This window comes from Saccharothrix sp. NBAS 001, from assembly GCF_056640475.1.
Genome location: NZ_CM153251.1, coordinates 638,724 through 657,694, shown reverse-complemented (window position 1 = coordinate 657,694; position 18,971 = coordinate 638,724). Strand labels below are relative to the sequence as shown.

Genomic DNA, 18,971 nt, shown 5'->3' with positions numbered 1-18,971 from the left:
CGGCCGCACCCGGCGGGCGCTGGCCCGCGACCAGGCCACCCGCTCACCGGAGCACCCACCGCTGCACATCGTGCCTGCCGATCCGGCGGCACCGGCGCACGACCAGCGCGAGGACGACCAGTACGAGAACGACGGCCCGGACGTGGTGATCCCGTTCGGGGTCTACGACGCCCACGCCGAAGCGGAGCGCATGTAGTGAGCCACCCGGCCGAGTACGCCCACGAACCGCTGACCACCCGCGAGGGCTGGCAGCGCTTCGTCCACCACAACCCGGCGCCGCCCGAGCACACCGCGCAGGAGTCGACCGACCTCTACGAATCCGAGCGGGAGCTGCACCAGGCCGCCCGACTGGACTACCATTCCGAGCTGGTCGTGGTGAACACCCCCATGGTCGGCCAGGTCGTCAACGCCGGCTACGAGCTGATGCTGGTCAACCGCCGCCAAATCGCCGGAGCCCGACGGGACATGATCGTCTACGGCCCGGCCGGCACCGGCAAGACCACCGCGGTCACCCGGCTCGGCCGCGCCCACGAACTGCGCGTGCGCCACCGCCACCCGCGCGGCGGGCCGGAGATCCCGGTCGTCTACCTCACCGTCCCGCCCGCCGCCACACCCAGGATGCTGGCGGTGGAGTTCGCCCGCTTCCTCGCACTGCCGCTGGGCGGGCGCCACAACCTGCCCGACGTGGCGCACGCCGTGTGCGGCGTGCTGGCCGACGCGGGCACCCAACTGGTCATCATCGATGAGATCCACAACCTCAACCTCGGCACCCGCTCCGGGGCGGAGGTCTCCGACCAGCTCAAGTACTTCGCCGAACGCATCCCCGCCACCTTCGTCTACGCCGGGATCGACGTCGAACGCATCGGCCTGTTCTCCGGCGTCCGTAGCCGCCAGATCGCCGGCCGGTTCACCCCGATCCCCACCACCGCCTTCGCCTACGGCACCCGCACCCGCACCCGCACCCAATGCCAACAATGGAAGGCACTGGTCGCCACCCTGGAACAGGCCCTGCGGCTGCGCGCGCACCGCCCCGGCGCCCTGCAACGCCTGGACCACTACCTCCACCGGCGCACCGGCGGCATGATCGGCAGCCTGTCCCACCTCATCCGCGCCGCCGCCATGCGCGCCATCCGCGACAGGGGGCACGTGGGGCCGGTCATGCGTCCCCTGTCGCATTGGCCGTGCGGTCAGTCCCGCTCGACGTGCTCCAGCGCGGCCAGCATCTCCGGCGAGCTGCACCAGTCCTCGACCCGGCCGCGGAACTCCGCGAACCGCAGCCACCGGCGGTACAGCTCCTCCGAGTGCGGAGTGGGCCGTGTCGCGGCCCGCCCGGAGCCCGACGGCGAGACGCCGCTGTACTGCGTGGCCCACCCCTCGGCCCACTCCTCGAACGACAACGCACCGATCCGCGCGTCGCCCACGGCATCGGCCGAGACGTCCTCGGTGTCGAGGTCGTCCTAACAGCAGGTCAGAGCACATGGCCGAATTTTGGCACCCCACAAGGAGGAGCCACCCGATGTCGTCGCCCGGCAGCCGACTGCTCCTCCCGAGCAGGCTTCCAGCCCACCGATGTGGAGTTCGTGGTGCCTCGACGCCCGGCGACACGTCAGCGCCAGTGCATCCCAGCCCTGGCGCGTGGCCAGGAGTACGCCCACGGCCGGACGTACTGTCGACGCGGTAGTGGACCGCGTTATCCGGTCCTGTGGTAGCGATCGCCTGGAGATCCGTGTTGACGAAACCGGGGTTCGCGCGTCTAACAGGTGTCGGGTGTAGTGGCTGATCACGGGGACGCGATGAACTTGGTGCCGAGTCGGCGGGGAGCTGGTCGGGACGCTGGGGCGCAACGGATGGAGGACGTCCGTGACCTTTTCGACCAGTACTACCTGTCTCTGGTCATGATCGCGGCGAGTGTCGTCGGTGACCCGGAGACCGCGGAGGACGTGGTGCAGGACGTCTTCGCCGCTCTGCCCAGGCGGGTTGCGGGCCTGGACAACCCGAGGAGCTACCTGACCACGGCGGTGTTCAACCGGGCGCGGTCGGTGTTGCGGCGGCGCAGGGTCGCGGACCGGTTCAGACCGTCCGGCACCATTGCCGCCGCAGGTGCCGACGAAGCTGGCTTACGCCGTGCCGAGCGGGATGCCGTGCTGGCCGCCATCCGACGTCTGCCGGACCGGCAACGCCAAGTCGTCGTGCTCCGCTACCTCGAGGAACTGTCGCCCGGTGAAGTGGCCGAAATCCTGGGCATCACAAAGGAAGCGGTCTCGTCGTCATTGAACCGGGCATTGGCCACGCTGCGCAAGACGCTCGGGAGATGACGATGGACGAAGTGGAGAACCGGGTGCGGTCGGCGCTCCGGGAGAACGCGGCGACGATCACGTCGGACTCGTTGCGCTACCGTGAGCCGGTGGGAGCGCGTCGTGGCAGCCGTCGCCGGGCGGTGGCCGTCGCCGCTTCCTTCCTCCTGGCTGCCTGCGTGGTCGCGGCGGCGGTCGTGTTCGGCGGAGGGGCGCAGCCCCACGGCGTGCAGTCGGCCGAGCGCGCGGACGACCTCCCGTACGCCGGATACCGCTGGCAACTGGAGTCGGTGGCGAAAAGCGGGGAGGAACACGAGGTGCCAGCAGAGGCCGGTGCCACGATCTCCTTTTTTCGGGATGGGAGCATCGTGCTGGGTGACGGGATCAACACCATGTTCGGCAAATACGACGGCCGGCCGGAGTCGATCACCCTGCACGACATCGGCAGCACCTTTGCGATCTACGCCGGTGACGACCCGATGCAACGCGCAGTCGTCGATTCGTTCCGAAGCGTGGTGGGGCAGGGTGCGGCGGACATCCGGATGACCGGATCCCGGTTGTCCATCACCACCACCGTGTTCGGGATGACATTTGCCCGAGGCGACGAATTGGCCGATCACCCGGCTTCCCCGCCGTCGCGGTGACGGGTCGGAGCGGCATGCGCCCACCGACCCGCCACCGCTCAGGATCGCTGTCCGGCCGGGACCGCTATCCGACGCGCAGGGATGCGTTGGGTCCGAGTTCGTTCACGATGGAGTGGGTGGACGTGAACAGGACATCCGTCGAACACTCGGTTCCCCATATCCGGACCGAGCCGCAGTTCGTCGTTGTCGACGACAACGTGCCTTGGATCAGGCCTGCGGCACCGACCCCGTCACTGCCGTAAGGCACCAGCACCGGGCCGCCGCTGTCGCCCTGGCCCGCCGCGATCGCCCCGGAGGTCCGCTGCTGGCCGCGAATCGACCAGAAGACGCTGAAGCCGTCGTTGACGCTGACCCACATGTTGTCGACCTGGATGGCGCAGTGGACGCCGGTGTTGGCGCCGCTGGTGCAGACCCAGTCGTTGAGGGACAGGTCGGCGAACCCTTTGACGCTCTTCCGGTAGCCGTTCGGGTCGTCCCAGCCTCCGTCGAACATCCAGTAGAAGCCGGCTCCGGTGAGGATCCGGGTTCCGGTCTGGTCGAGCGTGGCCTGGGTGGAGCCGTAGACGTTGCCCGGGACGGACCAGGCCGTGAACGGCTCGCTCGCGCAGTGCCTGGCGGTCATGGTCCTGGAGACACCGTTGAGCCACACCGCGAAGCCGCTGGTGCACCCCCGACCGTTCGCCCCACGAATCATTCCGCCGGCGTTGAACGGCGAGGAGTCGTCCGACCGGATGGTGAACAGGGTCGTGTCCGGGGCCTCGACCACGTCGACGACGGCCGGAGAGATCTTCCGGGCGGTGTCGAGCGTCTCCGGTCGCCGCGCCTCGGCGGCTTGTCCGCCCGTGTAGTGCCCTCGGACGACCAAACCGTCGGTCGTGAGGTTGGTGCCAGTCACGGACGTGAGGACGAAGCCGTTCCAAGCAGCACCCCGCACGCTCGCCCACAGCGCTTCGACACCGTCGTTCAGTTGTCGGCGCGTGTGGTTGACCGGTTTGATCGTCACCGCGATCCCTCGCCGCGCACCCTCCTCCAAGACGGCCGCCTGGGCAGGGGACTGCCCCGCCCACAACAAGGTGGTCGCCATGACATCGGCGTAGTTGGCCGATTCCACGAAACCGGCGTCGAAGATCCCGGGCTGTTCGATGAGCCAGGATTTGAACTGCATGAGCTTAAGCTGATTTTCGAGCAACCCCGGATCGACCGACGAAACCCAGCGGTCGACGGGACCTCCTGATGAATCGGGTGCCGCGACACTTGCACCCGCACCCGGTGACGCCGAGTATCCGACTAAAACCCCGATGGCCGCCACTATGGACAGTGACAACGCTCTCCAACGCATTGATGACCCCCTGGCTCACCCCGGGCTTGCCCCGAGGGTGGTGTCGACTCTGGCACCGAAAGGTCGGAGCGTCGACGAATTTATGATTATTGGGCCGTTTGTGTCAACGCGCTGGGCACGGCAGGGGAATGGCCGTGGGGTCAAGTGGTCATAGCTCGGTCATCGCCACGTATGGGTTTTGGTCAGGTCGATGTAGATCCCGAGGGGTGCGCGCGAGTCGAGGTGTCAGCCGGGGAGTCCGTCCAATTGTGCTGTGACTTTGCCGAGGTTGGACTGGGTGCGGACCGACAGGTCGATGCCTTGGGGAAGCGCTGGCGGAGCAGCGGTCGTCATAGGCACCGACCGACGTCAAACGGACGGGCGTCGGGGGCAGGTGCACCGACGACGTCGCGGACATCGTCGGCAACGTCGGCCGCACCCAAGCCCCCGGATGACGCGACCGGGCCGGCAAGGTGTGGAAGAAGGCGCTGAAGCTGTACCACGAGCAGAGCCCTGACACCGACGCCGCACTGCCCGGCGACGACTCGGCGTCCACGCGCCGAATCCGGACACCCGCGAGAACCGGCCGTTGCCCGGTCCCCCGTACCGGCGCGCCGGGCACTCCGCCAGATCGACCGGCATCCCGCGTGCGACAGAGGACCGGATCGGCCTCGGCCTCCCCGATGATTCGGCGCAGCCGGTCAAGTACGGGTGGTCGGCCGGGGGCCTGGTTGGGGAGGGCAGCGGCGGCGCAGCAGTCGCTGTCGTGCGCCTTGTGCGGACATGCCCAAAGCGGCGCCGATCTCGTCCCAGGTCCGCTTCGGGGCACCCGGCTCGCGCTGGCTTTGACGGGCCTCGGCGAGCAGTTCGTCCAGGTGCCTCTCAATGGTTTCCTGGATTCTTCTCGCCGCCCACAACCGCGCCAGCGTGCGATCCCCGAAGTGGGCGTGCATGTGTTCGGCCAGTTGGCCCACAACCACATGGACACTCTTGTCTAGCGATTCGTCTTCCCCCATGCGTTGACCATAGCGACCCCTACTGGAAATGAACAACTGTTGTTCATTTCACCCATTACGCTCGGAAACTGCCGGGTAGGCGACAACGACGACCAGACGCAGGAGATCACCTCTTTGCGCTGTATCCGGCGTTGGAGACGACGTGTCGTGACCGGGTTCGGGTCGACAGTGGGCCATGCGGGCGGATTTGGGGGCGCCGTATCTCCGACCCGTACGGGAACTCGATAAAGTCTTCCAACGAGGGGGCCTCGACGAAACAAACTCCGGTCGACACCATTGTCGCCCGGGAATGAATCGCGCTTTTCGGGGGTCCCCTGTTCCCGCGGGATACAGGAGGAATGTTGCACAGGTTTTTGGTTGCGGCGGCGGTCGCCGCAGCGATGGTGACGGTGGCACCATTCGCGTCGGCGGAGAACGCGACGGATCCGGCCACGGCGGCACAGACGGAGCAGGTCGTCTACGCCACGCCGGTCCGGGGAGGGCCCATCGAAGGCGCTCCCACGCTGGAGTTCACCGAGTCCCCCGGGCAAACCGCCGGCGGCGACATGACGGCCATGGCGTCGACCCTGCCGTTCAACTTCACATTCGACTTCTCCAGAGGGCTCAGTTCGCGCTTCTTCTGGCCGTCCGGCGCAGGAAATGCCTGTGTGAGCCTGCGCGTCACGAGCGGCGCCAGCCCTGACCCGAACTGGCGGTCCGGGACGGTCCAGGTGACGATGTGGGACGCCGACGGAATCGACACCCAGGTGGGATCGCCGATCAGCTACTCGATGAACGGCGACTACCACGGCTACTGCTGGACGGCGCTCTACACCAACCACGAGCACTACTTCGAACTCCGCCAGTCCGGGGTCTACTCGATCCAGGGCGACGGTTGGGCCTCGGCCACCTGAGCACGACCGCAGCCGCGCCGGGAGTGACGTTGTAGCCGAGAACGGCGGGGTGGGCGGACACGCTCTGTGTCCACCCACCCCGCCTGTGTGACGGCGACCTGTCAGTGAGGGGAAACCGACATGGCCACCGCCGGGACCTCCGCCGGGTCGACGGCCCGATCCACTCGCCAGCCGGCGCCGGTTCTGGCCAGTCGGCCCACAGAGACCACGACGTCGGGACTGGTGACGCTCCGGAACTCCAGTCGGTTGCCCTCCGCGATTTCACCCGGGCCGGTCGGGGTGAACAGCATTGTGTTCTGCGATCCAACAGTCAGCGTCCCGGGTATGCGGGACACGGCCGTGCTCACCGTGCCGTGCGCCATCCATCCGGCGGGGCCGGTGTCGATGCGACCAGTGGCATCGGCGACCACTCCCAGCAGCGCCTCCGGCGTCACCACCAGGTCCCCGACCGCGGGTGTCCGCGAGGTCGACCGGATGTTCATCGTGTCGCCCTCGCCGTGCACCGTCACGGGCACCGCGAGGGGACCCTTCGCCCCGGTGACCGGCCACACAGGCCGCCGCGACCGGTCATCGGACTGTCTCGTGGTGATCACGCTGTTCCACGCACCGACCCCGGAAGGCAGGACTCGCCAGAACACCTCGCCGGAGGACCCGGATTCGCTGTAGTCGTCGTCGACTACGGAACTCGTGATCGTCACACCCGGCATCCCTGGCGCAGACAACGCGAACCCGAGGCTGCCCCACGTCCTCGTTCCCGACGGGTCCGACGGGTCCGGACCGACGGCGACGAACCCCACCGCGCTCTGCGCGACATCGGCAGGGCCGACTGCACGCAACAGCAACCGCCCGCCGTCCGGTTCGCCGTCGGTGGCCGGACTGGTCACGAACGCCACTACCGTGCGCCCCTCGGAGGTCCGCCCCGACAGGACCACAACCACCAGGTTCACCAGCATCGACGGCGAGCGCTGCGCGTAGAGCGGACGTACCTGTCCCACCGGGGCATCCGGCCCCCCTGCGGCGCGCCACACCTCCTCGGCGCGCGACAACAGCGCACCGTCACCGGCCAACTCGCCGCGCAGCGGCCACTGGTCGACCGGCGCGGCGACCTCGACCTGCGACGGCTGCCACGCGAATCGGTTGCCGGCCACCACGACGCCGGCCACCACGACGGCCACCACCACGACGACACCCCACATTCGGACTCGCTGCGCGCGTTGCCGCGCCCGCCGCGTCACCACCCGATCGAGCACGTCGTCGACCTGACCGGGCCGCAGCACCGGCTCCACCGCGGCGGCACCCCTGCGCAACCGCACCACCGTCTCGTCCTGCCCTCCCACCATCACGCCCGTCCCCTCCTCGTCGTCTCGTCCGTCACCGGAGCGACCGCCCACAACTGGCGGATCCGCGACAACCCCCGACTGGTCAGCGACTTCACGGTGCCCACAGAACACCCCAGTTCCCTAGCCGCCTCCGCCTCGGACAGATCCAGCAGGAACCGCACCACCACCGCGGCCCGCTGCCTCGACGGCAGCCGCCGCAACACCGACAACAGCAGATCGCGCTCGACGGTCGCCTCCGCGAAGTCGGCCACCACACCCGTGGGCACCTCGCCGGTGTCGGCGTCGACCACGTCGCGGCGTCGCCGCGCCGCACGCAGGAACTCGTGCAGCACCGCCTTGCGCGCATACGCCATCGCGTGCTCGGGCCGGATCCGACGCCATCGACGCAGACACCGGGTCAACGCCTCCTGCACCACCTCCTCGGCGTCGGCCTGCCGGCCGGTCAACATCACCCCATAACGCAACAGCTGCTCGTACCGCTCACGCACGAACTGCTCGAAATCGCGCTCGTCACGGCGCACCCAGCCCGCCCCTCCATCACCCGCCACTACCTCCCAGACCCCGCTCCCCGTCGAAACGTTGCCGCGACTTGCCGCTGTACCTCGGCGATCTCGCCCGGGGCCAACTGCCAGGACTTCTGCAACGCCTGGTACCTGGCGAGTTGATCGGCGTTCCACCGGTGGAGCAACTCCGACGGGAAGTGCTCGGGCGTCGCGTCGACCTCCCACACGTGTTCCTCGCACAGCGGTTGCGTGCGTCCCGGTTCGCGCCCTCGCTCATCTCCTCGCTCCAGCGCGGACCGTTCTCGCGACGTGCGTGGATGTGCGCGATCCGGCTGTTCAGGATGAACTCGCCGGTATCGGCGTTCACCCGGTACAGCGGCTTGCGGCAGAACGCTTCGCCGCAACGGAACGCGGTCCCGTACAACTGCTTGATCACGGCGTCCGCCGGATACCGGTGTTCCCTGGTCTTGGGGTCGAACCGTGTCCCCGCCCTGTGCCGTCACCAGACCCACCCCCCACCATCACGACCCACGCCGGGCGGCGATTACCCCGACAGACGCAGGTGGCGACGGCCTAGTAGGACTTTGTTAGGTGCCGGTGACCTGCGGTGTCGGTTGGCTGGTTGTGGTCTGGACGGGTTGATGGCAGGTGTGGCAGATGCCGGTCCAGGCTGCGGGTAATCGTTGGAGTTGGCGCAGGGCGGCGGTAGAGGGTCAGGCCTGCGCAGGGGCTTTTGGGGTGCGGCGCAGCTTCGTGCAGACGGCCTGGGCGACCGAGGCCAGCGTGACGTGGCGGTGCCAGCCGATCCAGGAGCGGCCCTCGAAGTGGTCCAGGCCGAGGCCGTCCTTGAGTTCGCGGTGGTCGTGCTCGATGCGCCACCGCATCTTGGCCAGTTTCACCAGGTCCCGCAGGCGGATGTCGGCGGGCAGGGTGGACAGCCAGTAGTCGGTGGGTTCGGCCGCGTCGGTGGGCCATTCGGCGAACAGCCAGCACTCCGGAAGACTTCCGTCCGGGTCTTTGGGGATGTGCCGGTTGGCGGGTCGGATCCGCAGCGCCAGGAACCGCGATCGCATCCGGCCTGTGGGGTTGCCCGCGCTCTTGTAGGAGCCGTGACACCAGACCACGAACCGGCCCGCCGACCGGCCCACGTCCATGACCAGGGTTTTGAGATCGGTTGGCGGGTCGGGGTAGCGCGGCACCGACCGACGACCTACCCCGTTGTAGACGGGCGTCACCGGGGATGCCCCGGCCGGGTGCGCGGTGGCGATCGGGTTGACCGCCAGCACGTAGGCCAGACCCCGGTCGGTCAGCCCCTGCCGGAACCCGGCGGCGTCACCGTAGCCGGCGTCCGCGACGATCGACCGCCGGGGCAGCCCCCAGTCGTCGACGATCTCGTCGAGCATGTCCAACGCCAGCCGCCACTTCTCGCGGTGTCACTGGTCCTCGGGGATCGCGCACCGGTGTCGTCCCAGGACTCGGGCAGGAACAACCTCCAGTCGATCGCCGCCGACGCCCAGTCCGTCGCGGCGTGCACGCTGACCCCGACCTGGCAGTTCACGCGCTTGCCCAACGCCCCGCAGTACATCCGCGCCACCCCGGGCGACGAATACCCGTCCTTGGGGAACCCCGTGTCGTCCACCACCCACGCGCCCAGGTCGACGAAGTCGCGCGCCCACACCGCCAATCGACGCCGCACCTCGGTGTAATCCCAGGTCGCGGTGGTGACGAACTGTTGGAGCTGCTGATGGTCGACGCCCAGGCGCTCGGCCATGGGCTGCATCGACTTCCGCTTGCCGTCCGACAACAAGCCACGCAGATACAGCTCGCCCTTGCCCCGCTGGTCACGCCGCGCGAACCCACCGAACATATCCGCGGCGAACTCCTCGATCACCGGCCGAACCAGCGCCATCTCCTCCGGAGTCACCACCACAGAAGATCACACCGCCAGCCTGCCCGATCATCCAACCTAACAAAGCCTGTGCCGCTCGAAAAGTCATCGCCGCTGGTAGAGCGAGAGTGCGGTCGTCCTTGGGAGCATGGCCGGGTGATCGTGTCCCTGCTGTACAGGACGACCCGGAGGTTGCTGTCCGTCCCGGCGGTGCTGCTACGCCGCCGAGCGGCGAAGGACGCCGAACTGCTCGTGCTGCGCCACGAGAACGCCGTACTCCGTCGGCAACTCGCGACTCCAGTCCGCTATGAGCCCGCGGACCGGCTCTGGTTCACCGCCCTGTCCGGCTTGGTGGATCGTCGACGTTGGTCGGAGATCTTTCCGGTCACCCCGGGAACCCTGCTCGCCTGGCACCGCAAACTCATGGCCCGCAAGTGGGACTACTCCGCCCGTCGACACACCGGACGCCCACCAACCCGAGCGGCGACAAAGAACGCTCGTGCTGCGGCTCGCCAGGGAGAACCCGCGGTGGGGTCATCGGCGGATTCAGGGTGAGTTGGCCCGACTCGGCCACCGCGTCGCCTACTCGACGGTCTGGCGGATCCTGCACGACGCGGGCATCGACCCGGCACCACGCCGCAGCGGCCCGACTTGGCGGGAGTTCCTTACCGCCCAGGCCCAGGGCATCATCGCGGCGGATTTCCTCCACCTCGACACCGTGCTCGGCACTCGTCTGTACGCGCTCGTGTTCCTCGAACACGGCACCCGTCGCCTGCACATCACCGGCGTCACCGCCCACCCGACCCAGGAATGGACGACCCAGCAGGCCAGGAACCTCGCCACCGACCTCGGACACCGGACGGAGTCGTTCCGATTCCTGCTACGCGACCGCGACGGCAAGTACAGCCAGACGTTCGACGCCGTCTTCCAGGCCGACGACCTGCGCGTGATCAAGAGCGCGCCGCAGGCGCCCCACATGAACGCCCACTGCGAACGGGTCATCGGCACCATCAGACGCGAACTCCTCGACCATATCCTCGTCACCGGCGAAGCCCACGCACGACAAGTCCTCAAGACCTACGAAAACCACTACAACAGACACAGACCTCACCAAGCCCGCGACCAACTATCACCCGAGCTCCAGCAACACCCCACCGCAGCACGCAACCTCGGCACCCACAGACCGCTCCGTACCCGCATCCTCGGCGGACTCATCAACGAGTACAGACAAGCTGCCTGACCAGCAGCGATGACTTTTCGAGCGGCACAGGCCTACCTGCGCGACCGGCTGATGACCTGCGGCGCGCTGCCCACGGTGGACAAGTAGCTGCTACATGCCCAGACCTGGCTCCACCACCGGCTCCTGGCCCTGGAGGGAAGCGCGCACCAGCCGCTGCTGGGCCAGTTTCGGCCTGTGGCACCAGATCCCGCAGTTGCGCGTCCGCGTCCAGAACAGGCCGCTGACCAAGTCGACCCGCGGGTTCGCCGTGAGCAGTTCACCTAGGCCGAACGGTGCCTGGCCTGGCTCGACCAGCGCAACCTGAGACTCGCCGACTGCGCCCAGGCGACCTGGACGCCTGGCACGCGAGCACCACAAGCGCACCTCCGCAAGTTCCTGACCTGGGCGATCAACTCACGCCACATGCCCAGACTGGCCTTGCTGACCCCGCAGGTCCGCGCTCGACAGCCACTTACCCAGGCACGGCGCCTGGCGCTGTTGCGCCGCCCTGCTCACCGACGACCTGCTCCCCGCACAGGCCCGCGTCGCCGCCTGCCGAATGCTGCTTTGCCCCAGTCCGCCAGCCGCCTCATCCGCCTGACCACCGAGGACGTCCTACGCGACGGCAAGGACGTCCTCATCCGCCTCGGCGACCCGCCGGTGCTCGTTCCCGAACTCATCGGCCATCTCCTGTTGAACCCTCGCCGACCAGCAAGCCGCTCTCGACCATGCCGAAAGACGCTACTTTGGCGGGTCTTCGATCTCCCCAAAGAGGGCGTTGCTCCAGTCTTCCTGGATGGCAAGGGTCCCGTCTCGCTCGTCCGTCCACGTCTCCGAGTGGATGACTGCGGCATTGGCTTCAGAGAGCGGCATCACTCCGGCGACTCCCAGCACCGCGACACAGGCCGCCAACTCGCAGCCCATGTTGCGCAGCCGAGTCAGGATCGTCTCCAGGTCGTCGCCTTCGCGCGCCCACCGGGCGACCTCGTCGACGTCGACCTCCACTCCGAAAAAGTCCTCGACCCTCATCTGTGTCCTCCGATCCTGTTGCCGCGGATGTCATAGGTGACCGTCTGCACATTTCCAGTATGTGTACGAGTCCCCGTGAAGGTCACGTACTGGACGTTCTGCGAGGCACCGGCCTCGACTACGAACGACTTTATTCCTTCCATGGTGGCGCGCGGCCCTGGCCGTGCCCCGCCTTTCCCGTGCACGGAGATGGTTGTCAGATTCAGGGTACGGACTCCCGCCGAGTCGGTGTTCACCTCGTAGTTCCCGACGATGCGGACGGCGACGCCCCCGACCTCCCTGACGTTGGTGAACGTGCCATCAGGCCAGTACTGGGGAGGATTCAGGTCGTTGGGGTCGACAGCCGGTTCACCCTCGACAGCCGGTTCACCCTCGACAGCCGGTTCACCCTCGACAGCCGGTTCACCCTCGACAGCCGGTTCACCCTCGACAGCCGGTTCACCCTCGACAGCCGGTTCACCCTCGACAGCCGGTTCACCCTCGACAGCCGGTTCACCCTCGACAGCCGGTTCACCCTCGACAGCCGGTTCACCCTCGACAGCCGGTTCACCCTCGACAGCCGGTTCACCCTCGACAGCCGGTTCACCCTCGACAGCCGGTTCACCCTCGACAGCCGGTTCACCCTCGACAGCCGGTTCACCCTCGACAGCCGGTTCACCCTCGACAGCCGGTTCACCCTCGACAGCCGGCAGCGAGCTGCCGGCGTCGCCCGTTTTCGCCCGCCTCTCAACCGGCTCACCGTTCGATACTCTTGAGGTCTCGACCGAAGTTTCTTCCCCAGAGACTGTCTCTGGCCCGAGCTTGACAGTACCTGCGGATTCTCCGGGAGCCCGTACATTGTCACTTGGCGATTCGCGGGGAGCCATCGAAGCCCTCATAGTTCCCACAACCGACCGCACTGACCCTACACTGGCTTCCGCACTCCCCTGCTCTCGTGGTGCCATTGAATTTGAGATCAATCCTACGATTGACCGCACCGACTCCGACCCCGAGTCGGTCTTCGCGTCGCCCGATTCTTGCTGTTCTAATGCTACCTGCGTCACCGGTTGGTCCGGAGCGGGTTTCGCCTGGTCTGCCGCTCCGGGTGCGGAACGAGTTGTCGAATTCGGCGTGCCCGGGACGGCTGCGGCGTGGCCGCCATCGAGTGCAGAGGTCGGACCGGAAGGTACTTCGCTCATGAGTTAGTCGTACCCAGCGTGTCCGGGTAGAGCAGTTCTTTGAATCTCCAATCGAGGTTGAGGAAGTCGGCAGCACGGGCCAGACGGATGATAGGGTCGGGGTCGAGGTCAAGCTCGATAGCAGCTTTCTCATAGTATGTCGGCGTTACCCGACCGCGATAGGTCGTAAGCGAGTCAGATACAATCTCGGGAAGGCAGTCAAGAGCGGCTAGTTGTTGCCGACACGGGACGTGCGGAAGACGGAGACCACGCTGCCGCCATTTTTCGGTGTCAGGGTGTGGATCAGGCGAGTCCACCGCTTCCGTGAGCGCAATCACAACATCGGACCATCGGTAGCGGCCAACTTGCCATTGCACTTCGGCTCCGCCGCCCGGCGATGGTTTGCCCGCAAGCAATTGGGCACACACGACCCTGAGGTAAACCTCAAGGTCTTCGGGTGGATAGCAGGGCACGATTCCCGGATAGCGGGTGCCGACAGCGTCGTGGATGAGCTTCGCCACTGCACAATCCAGGGTTCGTTGGTCGTTTTCGGTCTTCAGTTGGTCGAGCCACTCGCGGTCGGGGTTGGGCTTCGAGAGGCCCATCAGGAGCGCGATCGTCGTTAGTTCGACCCAGAGGATCAGTCGAGCAGTGTCGTCGATGAGGTGTTCGGCCCGGCGGATCTGCGTTCGCGTGCACGGGCTGGACCAGCAGGTGTCGGGACAGGCGGGGCTGCGGGACTTGAGGATTCCGGGCGTACGGTCGACATAGTGACCGAATTCCCGGTTGGCACCCAAGAGTACTTGGGTGAGGACCGGGTGATCCATTCCTCCAGCGAACACGGCGGCTCGCCCGGGAGGGACAGCGACGAGATAGCGGGATTGTTCGTCGGCCAGATTCATAGCGGCACCCACCAATGCGCGATCGTCGGCGGCGGGCAGGCGATGCATGATCTTCAGGGCGGAGTTCTTGACCACGTCGGGAGCTATCTTTGCGGGAATCTGCTCGGCGACGATGATCCCTTCGCCGTAGGCACGGACTTCGGCGAGAAGCGAAGCGAACAGTTCGACCGCGTGCGCCGCAGGGCTGCCTGGTTCCGCTTTCTTGAGCAGACGGTGTGCTTCTTCGATCACGGTGACGTGACGCAGGTGCTCCTTGTCGTCGCCCCCAATATGATTGACCGTGGAGTTCTCCCGGTCCTGCGTGTGCTGTTGGTAACGTTGGCGCAGGTGTTCGTTAATCCGGATGAGGACAGCGCCGATGAGGAAGGCTTGGTCTTGGTCGTTGCCGATATCCTCCAGTTCCAGGACGGTGTTGCGGTTAAGCAGTTGGTCGAGATCGAGGGTGTGGCCGCCGTGGAAGAACCGTCCGGGAGTGCCCAGGGTAAGACTGCCGAGGCGGACGTCGATGAAACCGCGTACGTTGTCGGTGATTTCCCTGCTGTAGCCGATGTTCTCGACCACGTCCAGGGCGATGTCGCGCAGTTCACCGAGAGTCGGATAGCGCGGAACTATGCCTTCCTTCCGTGGTTTTCCGAGGGCAGGGTCCCATCCGAGGTCGCGGTAGGCGCGGTCGAGGGCGTGGCTGAGTACCTGGGGGAAGGGCTCGTGGGCATCGAACGCTGCGAGGAAGAGGGCGCGGACGAGGTCGATGTGGGTTTGCAGTGGGAAGCCGGGTTCGGGTTCCAGAGGGTTGAGGCATGCGGGGATGGCCGCCGGGTCGCCGGGTCGGATCGCGAGCACTGGCGGCGTGAGGTCGCGGAGGCGTCCGGCCATGCCGACGTATTCGGCTTTGGCCGGTTCGATCACCAACCATGGGACCGGTCTTGATGATCGTGCCAGTTGTTCAAGGATGGCTCGGACGGTCTGGGATTTGCCGGAGCCGGTGGCGCCGCAGACGAAGGTGTGGCGGTTGAGGGTGTCGAAGCCGATGCGCAGTGGCCCTGCGGGGAGGTCGTCGTGGTCGAGTACCTGCCCCAAGAGGATGGTCTCGGTGTCTGTGGTGTGTTCCGGGGTGACATCGAAGGTGGAGCGTTCGACGAGCCGGATTCCCGGTATCTCGGTGGCCGGAACGTGCGCAAGGGCGGCCAGGAGGCGTGGGTCGGCCAGGAACGGTACCTGTGTCACGCCGTCCTGTTCGACCGCCGTTTCAGCGGCGTGTGTAAGTCCGTGGACCGGTTTGAGCGGGATGAGTGCGTACGGAGTCCCGCGGAAGTCCTGGCCTGCCACGAGCAGGCCGGCCACGGCGGCGGCAGATGCTTCGTCCACTCCTCCGGCCAGCAGTCGCATCCGCCACAGTCCGGTCGAGTTTCCGGCGCTGACTTCCCGGTAGCGTCGTGCGAGCCGTTCGGCACTGGCCAGGTCCTCGGGGTTCGAGGCGTAGTCGCGGGCGGTGCTTTCCCTGTCCGCGAGCCAGGCGGCTTCTCGGTGCATGTCCTCACGTGACACGGGTTCGGCGAGCAGCAGCCAGGCGAAGGGGCCGTGCCAGGCGGAGAGCAGGCTCTGTTCGAGCCCTGCCAACGGTTCCGCTCCGCTGTGTGCCTGGTCGGGGTGCAGGGCGGACACGAGGGCGTCCACGACACCTGCGACGGGTACCCACCAGGACATCGATTCCAGGTGCTCGAGCACAGTGCTCGAGGTGATCGGGCGTCCTCGTGTGCCGGGAGGAAACATCAGTGCCGTGGGATAGTCGCGGCTGGCTGTGGTGGTGGACACCGCGATGGTCACCCGAGCTCCGGCCGCCGGCCGGTACCAGGCGAGTACGAGTGGTTCGCCGTTGGCCAACCGCTGGTGGTACGCAGCGACGACCGCAGGGTATCGGGCGTGCGCTCGATCAAGCCGCGCCGCATGTGCCCCGGGGGAGGTGCCGGAGTTCGTCGGCTTGTACACCTCCTCGATCCGACACAGCGATCCTCCGGCTTTGAGCCACGCCAATGGGTTCCGCCCTGTCCCCGAACCGGAGGAGGTCCCCTCGGTGTCGCCGATCATCGGCGGTGCCTCCGTCCGAGCCAGCGGGCGATGTCGTCGGCGGGATGTCCGGCCTGTGCCGCCGCCTCGACTTCCCTTGTGCTGTCGTACCGTCCGGCGGGTTCGGCGTCCAGGATCGCGATCTCCGGGTTCAACTCCACCGCACGGACCCTTCGCGGGCTGCCATCGGTGGTCGTCTCCACCAGCAGCATCGTGTAGTCGGGCAGGTTCTTGATCACCTCCGGGTCGACGCGGTGCTCGTACACCCGTTGACGGGTCTCGGAGTCCGACCAGCTCTCGGTGGTCGCGTCCGAGACCGTGGTTCCCCAGCTACGGGTCCGGTTCCAGGACTGGGTGTCCGAGTCGCTCCACCCCTTGGTACGCGACGTGTTCCTGGTCTTGGGCACCTTCGAGTCCGGCGAGTCGCCCTTGTTGTCACCTCGGGTACGCGACTCGTTGGCGCCCTCCGTCTGCGACTCGCCGTGACTGTCGGAATAGCTCACGCTGTTGGCGATCGAGTGGGTGTCCTGACCGCCGAGCGTCGTGCCCATCTGGGACACCGTGAACTTGTGCTCGCGGCCGATGAAGTCCGCGGCCCGTGCGGCCTGCTGCGGGTCGTTCAGGCGCATGAAGGCGACCGCGCCGCGGCCGATCATCCTGGCCGTCGTGTCCTCCAGCTTGCGGAACAACACGACCAGGCGCACTCCACGCCGTTCGCACAGGTCCGACAGGCGGTCCAGGTGCCGGGCGGCCAGGCGGTCCGCGGCGGTGACCAAGAGGGTGGGGATCGTGGTCGGGTTGTCGATCACCTGGCGGGCAGCCCAGCCGACCAGCAGGTCACTGAGGAAGTCGGCTTGGGCGCTGGTCCACTCGCTGGACATCGACAGCACCCGCAGCTGTCCTTCCAGGGGGCCGACGTCGCCGGTGCCCATCTTGGACAAGGGGCCGGCCATCGCCTCGAGGTCTCGGAGGTTGACCGCGACCTGACGCCGGTAGTCGTCCGCGAACGCCCTCCGCAACGCCGTGCGCTCGTCGAGCGACAACAGCACCCCGTCGGTTCCGCGGTCCCTCGCGTGCATCGCCACCCGCAGGGCCGCCGCGATGCGCCCCATCGACAACCCGCCCGGGGCGAGTTCCTCGACGACGGTGGTCAGGATCCGTTCGTCCACCCCGCGGACACCGAGGTCCGGCTTTCCCTGACCGCCGTGCCGCGCCTCGACCAGCAGTCCGACAACCTGCTCGTGAGTCATCCCGGACAGCAGGTCGACCTCCGCCAGCTCGGTGGGAAGCAGCCGGAAGCCGACCCTGTGGCCTGTCGCCTGCGCTCCGCGCACCAGCTCGCCCACCACGATGTCGCCGGTCAGGTCCAGCACGGTCACCGACCCGCTGGCGGCGAGGATCGACGCGCAGGTCACGGTCAGCAGCGCCTCGGTCCCGTAGGTGTTGTCGCCGACCACGCTCACCCGCGTCACGCCCGGCGACAGTTGCGCCGCGGTCCAGTCCGAGACACCGGCCAACCGCGCCGTCTCGTCGTCCTCGAACCGCGCGCGCCGGGTCTCCCACTCCGCCACCGCCCGCTCGTGACGCTGGTGGGACAACCTCCACGAGCCGCTCACCACGCTCGTGAGCCACCCCACGACGCCGCGCCACACCTTCCACACCGCGCCGGCGACGACGAGGCCGAGTCCCACCGCCCACAGCATCGCCGCCCAGAACGACGTCCCCTCCGCGTCGTGGAACCACGCGTACACCGCCGACACCAGCCACGACACGACCCCGCCCACCAGGGCGACCGCGAACACTCCGCGCGCGATCAGCCGTGCGTCCCCGCTCCGCCGGCGGGCGTCGAACTCGACCCGCTCCAACTGTCGGTCCAGCGGGTTGCCCTGTCCGGAAACCGGTGGCCTGACCCCGCCGAGAAGCCTGCACGCCACCGGCAACACCACGGCCGGAACCATGCTGCCCGGCGGCCGTACCGCCTCCCCGCCCCAGGCCGGCCGTCCTTCCCCGAACGCCTGCCTGTGCACGGTGCGGTCGCTGAATCTCCAGCCCACCCGCTCAGGTCCACGAAACAGCACCGGCCACGCAACCGATCCCATGTCGTCCGACGACACCTGTCGCACCTCGCTCCCGAGACCACGAACGGACCACAACGAACACCACGCTCGACAACGCCACCCCCTGGGCAGGTAGGTCCTCAACGGCGCACGAGCCCACCCAAGCCACCTGACACCCACTGCCCGCCGTCAACGACCACGACGACCCAAACCCGCGTAGCGACCAGCAAGCCCCTGGCACCTACCGTTCAGGGGCCACAATCATCACCACGGGTTTTCTCCGGCCGCACCGCGGATTCGCCCGCCGCCGAGGCGAAACGAGGAGCAGTCGCCGACTCCGACCGCCCACCACCCGGCCAGTCGGGTCGTTCCTCGCAGGCGCCCGTGCGTCCACATCCCGCTCAACCGTCGAGGTGACACTGCGACGGAAACGACGAGTACCGACATCATCGGGCACAACTCCTGCCAACGGCGACACACCAGCCACAGCGGAACCCTCCCCACAAGTCCGAACGAATCGAGAGTAGCGCCGCACACCGACAATCCATCGAGGCGAAACCGTCGGTGATCATGCTCTTCGGAGAACGTCACCCATTCGGCCCCCAATAGCCCCACCGACAGTGGCAACAGAGAAGACACCTCGCGCG

At 67.4% G+C, this 18,971-nt stretch carries 14 protein-coding genes and 1 pseudogene; 6 read left to right on the top strand and 9 right to left on the bottom strand.

Annotated features, from left to right (window positions below):
* Positions 1–70 precede the first annotated feature (70 nt).
* From AC0HI0_RS02980 to AC0HI0_RS02965, 4 genes are all read left to right on the top strand, one after another.
* Positions 71–196 (top strand): hypothetical protein, encoded by a 126-nt coding sequence (locus AC0HI0_RS02980; RefSeq protein ID WP_480930684.1) that lies wholly within the window; start codon positions 71–73, stop codon positions 194–196.
* A complete protein-coding gene (locus tag AC0HI0_RS02975; protein WP_480930683.1) occupies positions 196–1,461 on the top strand; it encodes a TniB family NTP-binding protein in 1,266 nt (421 codons plus the stop codon). The genes AC0HI0_RS02980 and AC0HI0_RS02975 overlap by 1 nt, the downstream gene beginning before the upstream one ends.
* A gap of 386 nt (positions 1,462–1,847) precedes the next feature.
* Entirely contained in the window at positions 1,848–2,315 is a 468-nt protein-coding gene (locus AC0HI0_RS02970; protein ID WP_480930682.1) for an RNA polymerase sigma factor, read from the top strand.
* 2 nt (positions 2,316–2,317) lie between these two features.
* On the top strand, positions 2,318–2,938 hold the full coding sequence (locus tag AC0HI0_RS02965; protein ID WP_480930681.1) for an META domain-containing protein: 621 nt from the start codon (positions 2,318–2,320) through the stop codon (positions 2,936–2,938).
* Positions 2,939–3,002: 64 nt separating this feature from the next.
* Here AC0HI0_RS02965 and AC0HI0_RS02960 read toward each other — a convergent pair whose 3' ends face one another.
* Positions 3,003–4,103, bottom strand: a complete 1,101-nt coding sequence (locus AC0HI0_RS02960; RefSeq protein WP_480930680.1) for a chymotrypsin family serine protease — start codon at positions 4,101–4,103, stop codon at positions 3,003–3,005.
* Positions 4,104–4,957: 854 nt separating this feature from the next.
* Entirely contained in the window at positions 4,958–5,272 is a 315-nt protein-coding gene (locus AC0HI0_RS02955) for a hypothetical protein (RefSeq protein ID WP_480930679.1), read from the bottom strand.
* A 338-nt stretch (positions 5,273–5,610) separates the two neighbouring features.
* Between AC0HI0_RS02955 and AC0HI0_RS02950 the strand changes: the two genes are divergently transcribed.
* Positions 5,611–6,165: a hypothetical protein gene (locus tag AC0HI0_RS02950; RefSeq protein ID WP_480930678.1), complete on the top strand. Its 555-nt coding sequence runs from the start codon at positions 5,611–5,613 to the stop codon at positions 6,163–6,165.
* 101 nt (positions 6,166–6,266) lie between these two features.
* Here the strand turns inward: AC0HI0_RS02950 and AC0HI0_RS02945 are convergent, their stop codons facing one another.
* The 3 genes and pseudogenes from AC0HI0_RS02945 to AC0HI0_RS02935 form a co-directional block, all read right to left on the bottom strand.
* Positions 6,267–7,331: a hypothetical protein gene (locus AC0HI0_RS02945; RefSeq protein WP_480930677.1), complete on the bottom strand. Its 1,065-nt coding sequence runs from the start codon at positions 7,329–7,331 to the stop codon at positions 6,267–6,269.
* Between the two features lie 173 nt (positions 7,332–7,504).
* The gene (locus AC0HI0_RS02940; RefSeq protein ID WP_480930676.1) at positions 7,505–8,026 is read right to left on the bottom strand and encodes a SigE family RNA polymerase sigma factor; all 522 of its coding nucleotides are present in this window, start codon (positions 8,024–8,026) and stop codon (positions 7,505–7,507) included.
* Between the two features lie 695 nt (positions 8,027–8,721).
* Positions 8,722–9,932, bottom strand: a pseudogene (locus tag AC0HI0_RS02935) (IS701 family transposase).
* Positions 9,933–10,395: 463 nt separating this feature from the next.
* Here AC0HI0_RS02935 and AC0HI0_RS02930 point away from each other — a divergent pair.
* Positions 10,396–11,136, top strand: a complete 741-nt coding sequence (locus AC0HI0_RS02930; protein ID WP_480930675.1) for an integrase core domain-containing protein — start codon at positions 10,396–10,398, stop codon at positions 11,134–11,136.
* Between the two features lie 720 nt (positions 11,137–11,856).
* On the opposite strand, the gene AC0HI0_RS02925 is transcribed toward AC0HI0_RS02930, so the two are convergent.
* From AC0HI0_RS02925 to AC0HI0_RS02910, 4 genes are all read right to left on the bottom strand, one after another.
* Positions 11,857–12,144 (bottom strand): hypothetical protein, encoded by a 288-nt coding sequence (locus AC0HI0_RS02925; RefSeq protein ID WP_480930674.1) that lies wholly within the window; start codon positions 12,142–12,144, stop codon positions 11,857–11,859.
* Positions 12,141–13,010, bottom strand: coding sequence for a hypothetical protein (locus tag AC0HI0_RS02920; protein ID WP_480930673.1), 870 nt, complete (start codon positions 13,008–13,010; stop codon positions 12,141–12,143). Before AC0HI0_RS02920 ends, AC0HI0_RS02925 begins: the two co-directional genes overlap by 4 nt.
* Before the next feature lie 308 nt (positions 13,011–13,318).
* Positions 13,319–16,027 (bottom strand): ATP-binding protein, encoded by a 2,709-nt coding sequence (locus tag AC0HI0_RS02915; RefSeq protein WP_480930672.1) that lies wholly within the window; start codon positions 16,025–16,027, stop codon positions 13,319–13,321.
* A gap of 257 nt (positions 16,028–16,284) precedes the next feature.
* Positions 16,285–18,201: a hypothetical protein gene (locus AC0HI0_RS02910; RefSeq protein ID WP_480930671.1), complete on the bottom strand. Its 1,917-nt coding sequence runs from the start codon at positions 18,199–18,201 to the stop codon at positions 16,285–16,287.
* Positions 18,202–18,971: the final 770 nt, after the last annotated feature.

What these genes read in the sequence shown, in the direction of transcription:
- AC0HI0_RS02970 (WP_480930682.1), top strand. Translation starts at nt 1,848, where the DNA reads ATGGAGGACGTCCGTGACCTTTTCGACCAGTACTACCTGTCTCTGGTC.
- AC0HI0_RS02965 (WP_480930681.1), top strand. Translation starts at nt 2,318, where the DNA reads ATGGACGAAGTGGAGAACCGGGTGCGGTCGGCGCTCCGGGAGAACGCG.
- AC0HI0_RS02960 (WP_480930680.1), bottom strand. Translation starts at nt 4,103, where the DNA reads ATGCAGTTCAAATCCTGGCTCATCGAACAGCCCGGGATCTTCGACGCC.
- AC0HI0_RS02955 (WP_480930679.1), bottom strand. Translation starts at nt 5,272, where the DNA reads ATGGGGGAAGACGAATCGCTAGACAAGAGTGTCCATGTGGTTGTGGGC.
- AC0HI0_RS02950 (WP_480930678.1), top strand. Translation starts at nt 5,611, where the DNA reads ATGTTGCACAGGTTTTTGGTTGCGGCGGCGGTCGCCGCAGCGATGGTG.
- AC0HI0_RS02925 (WP_480930674.1), bottom strand. Translation starts at nt 12,144, where the DNA reads ATGAGGGTCGAGGACTTTTTCGGAGTGGAGGTCGACGTCGACGAGGTC.
- AC0HI0_RS02920 (WP_480930673.1), bottom strand. Translation starts at nt 13,010, where the DNA reads ATGGCTCCCCGCGAATCGCCAAGTGACAATGTACGGGCTCCCGGAGAA.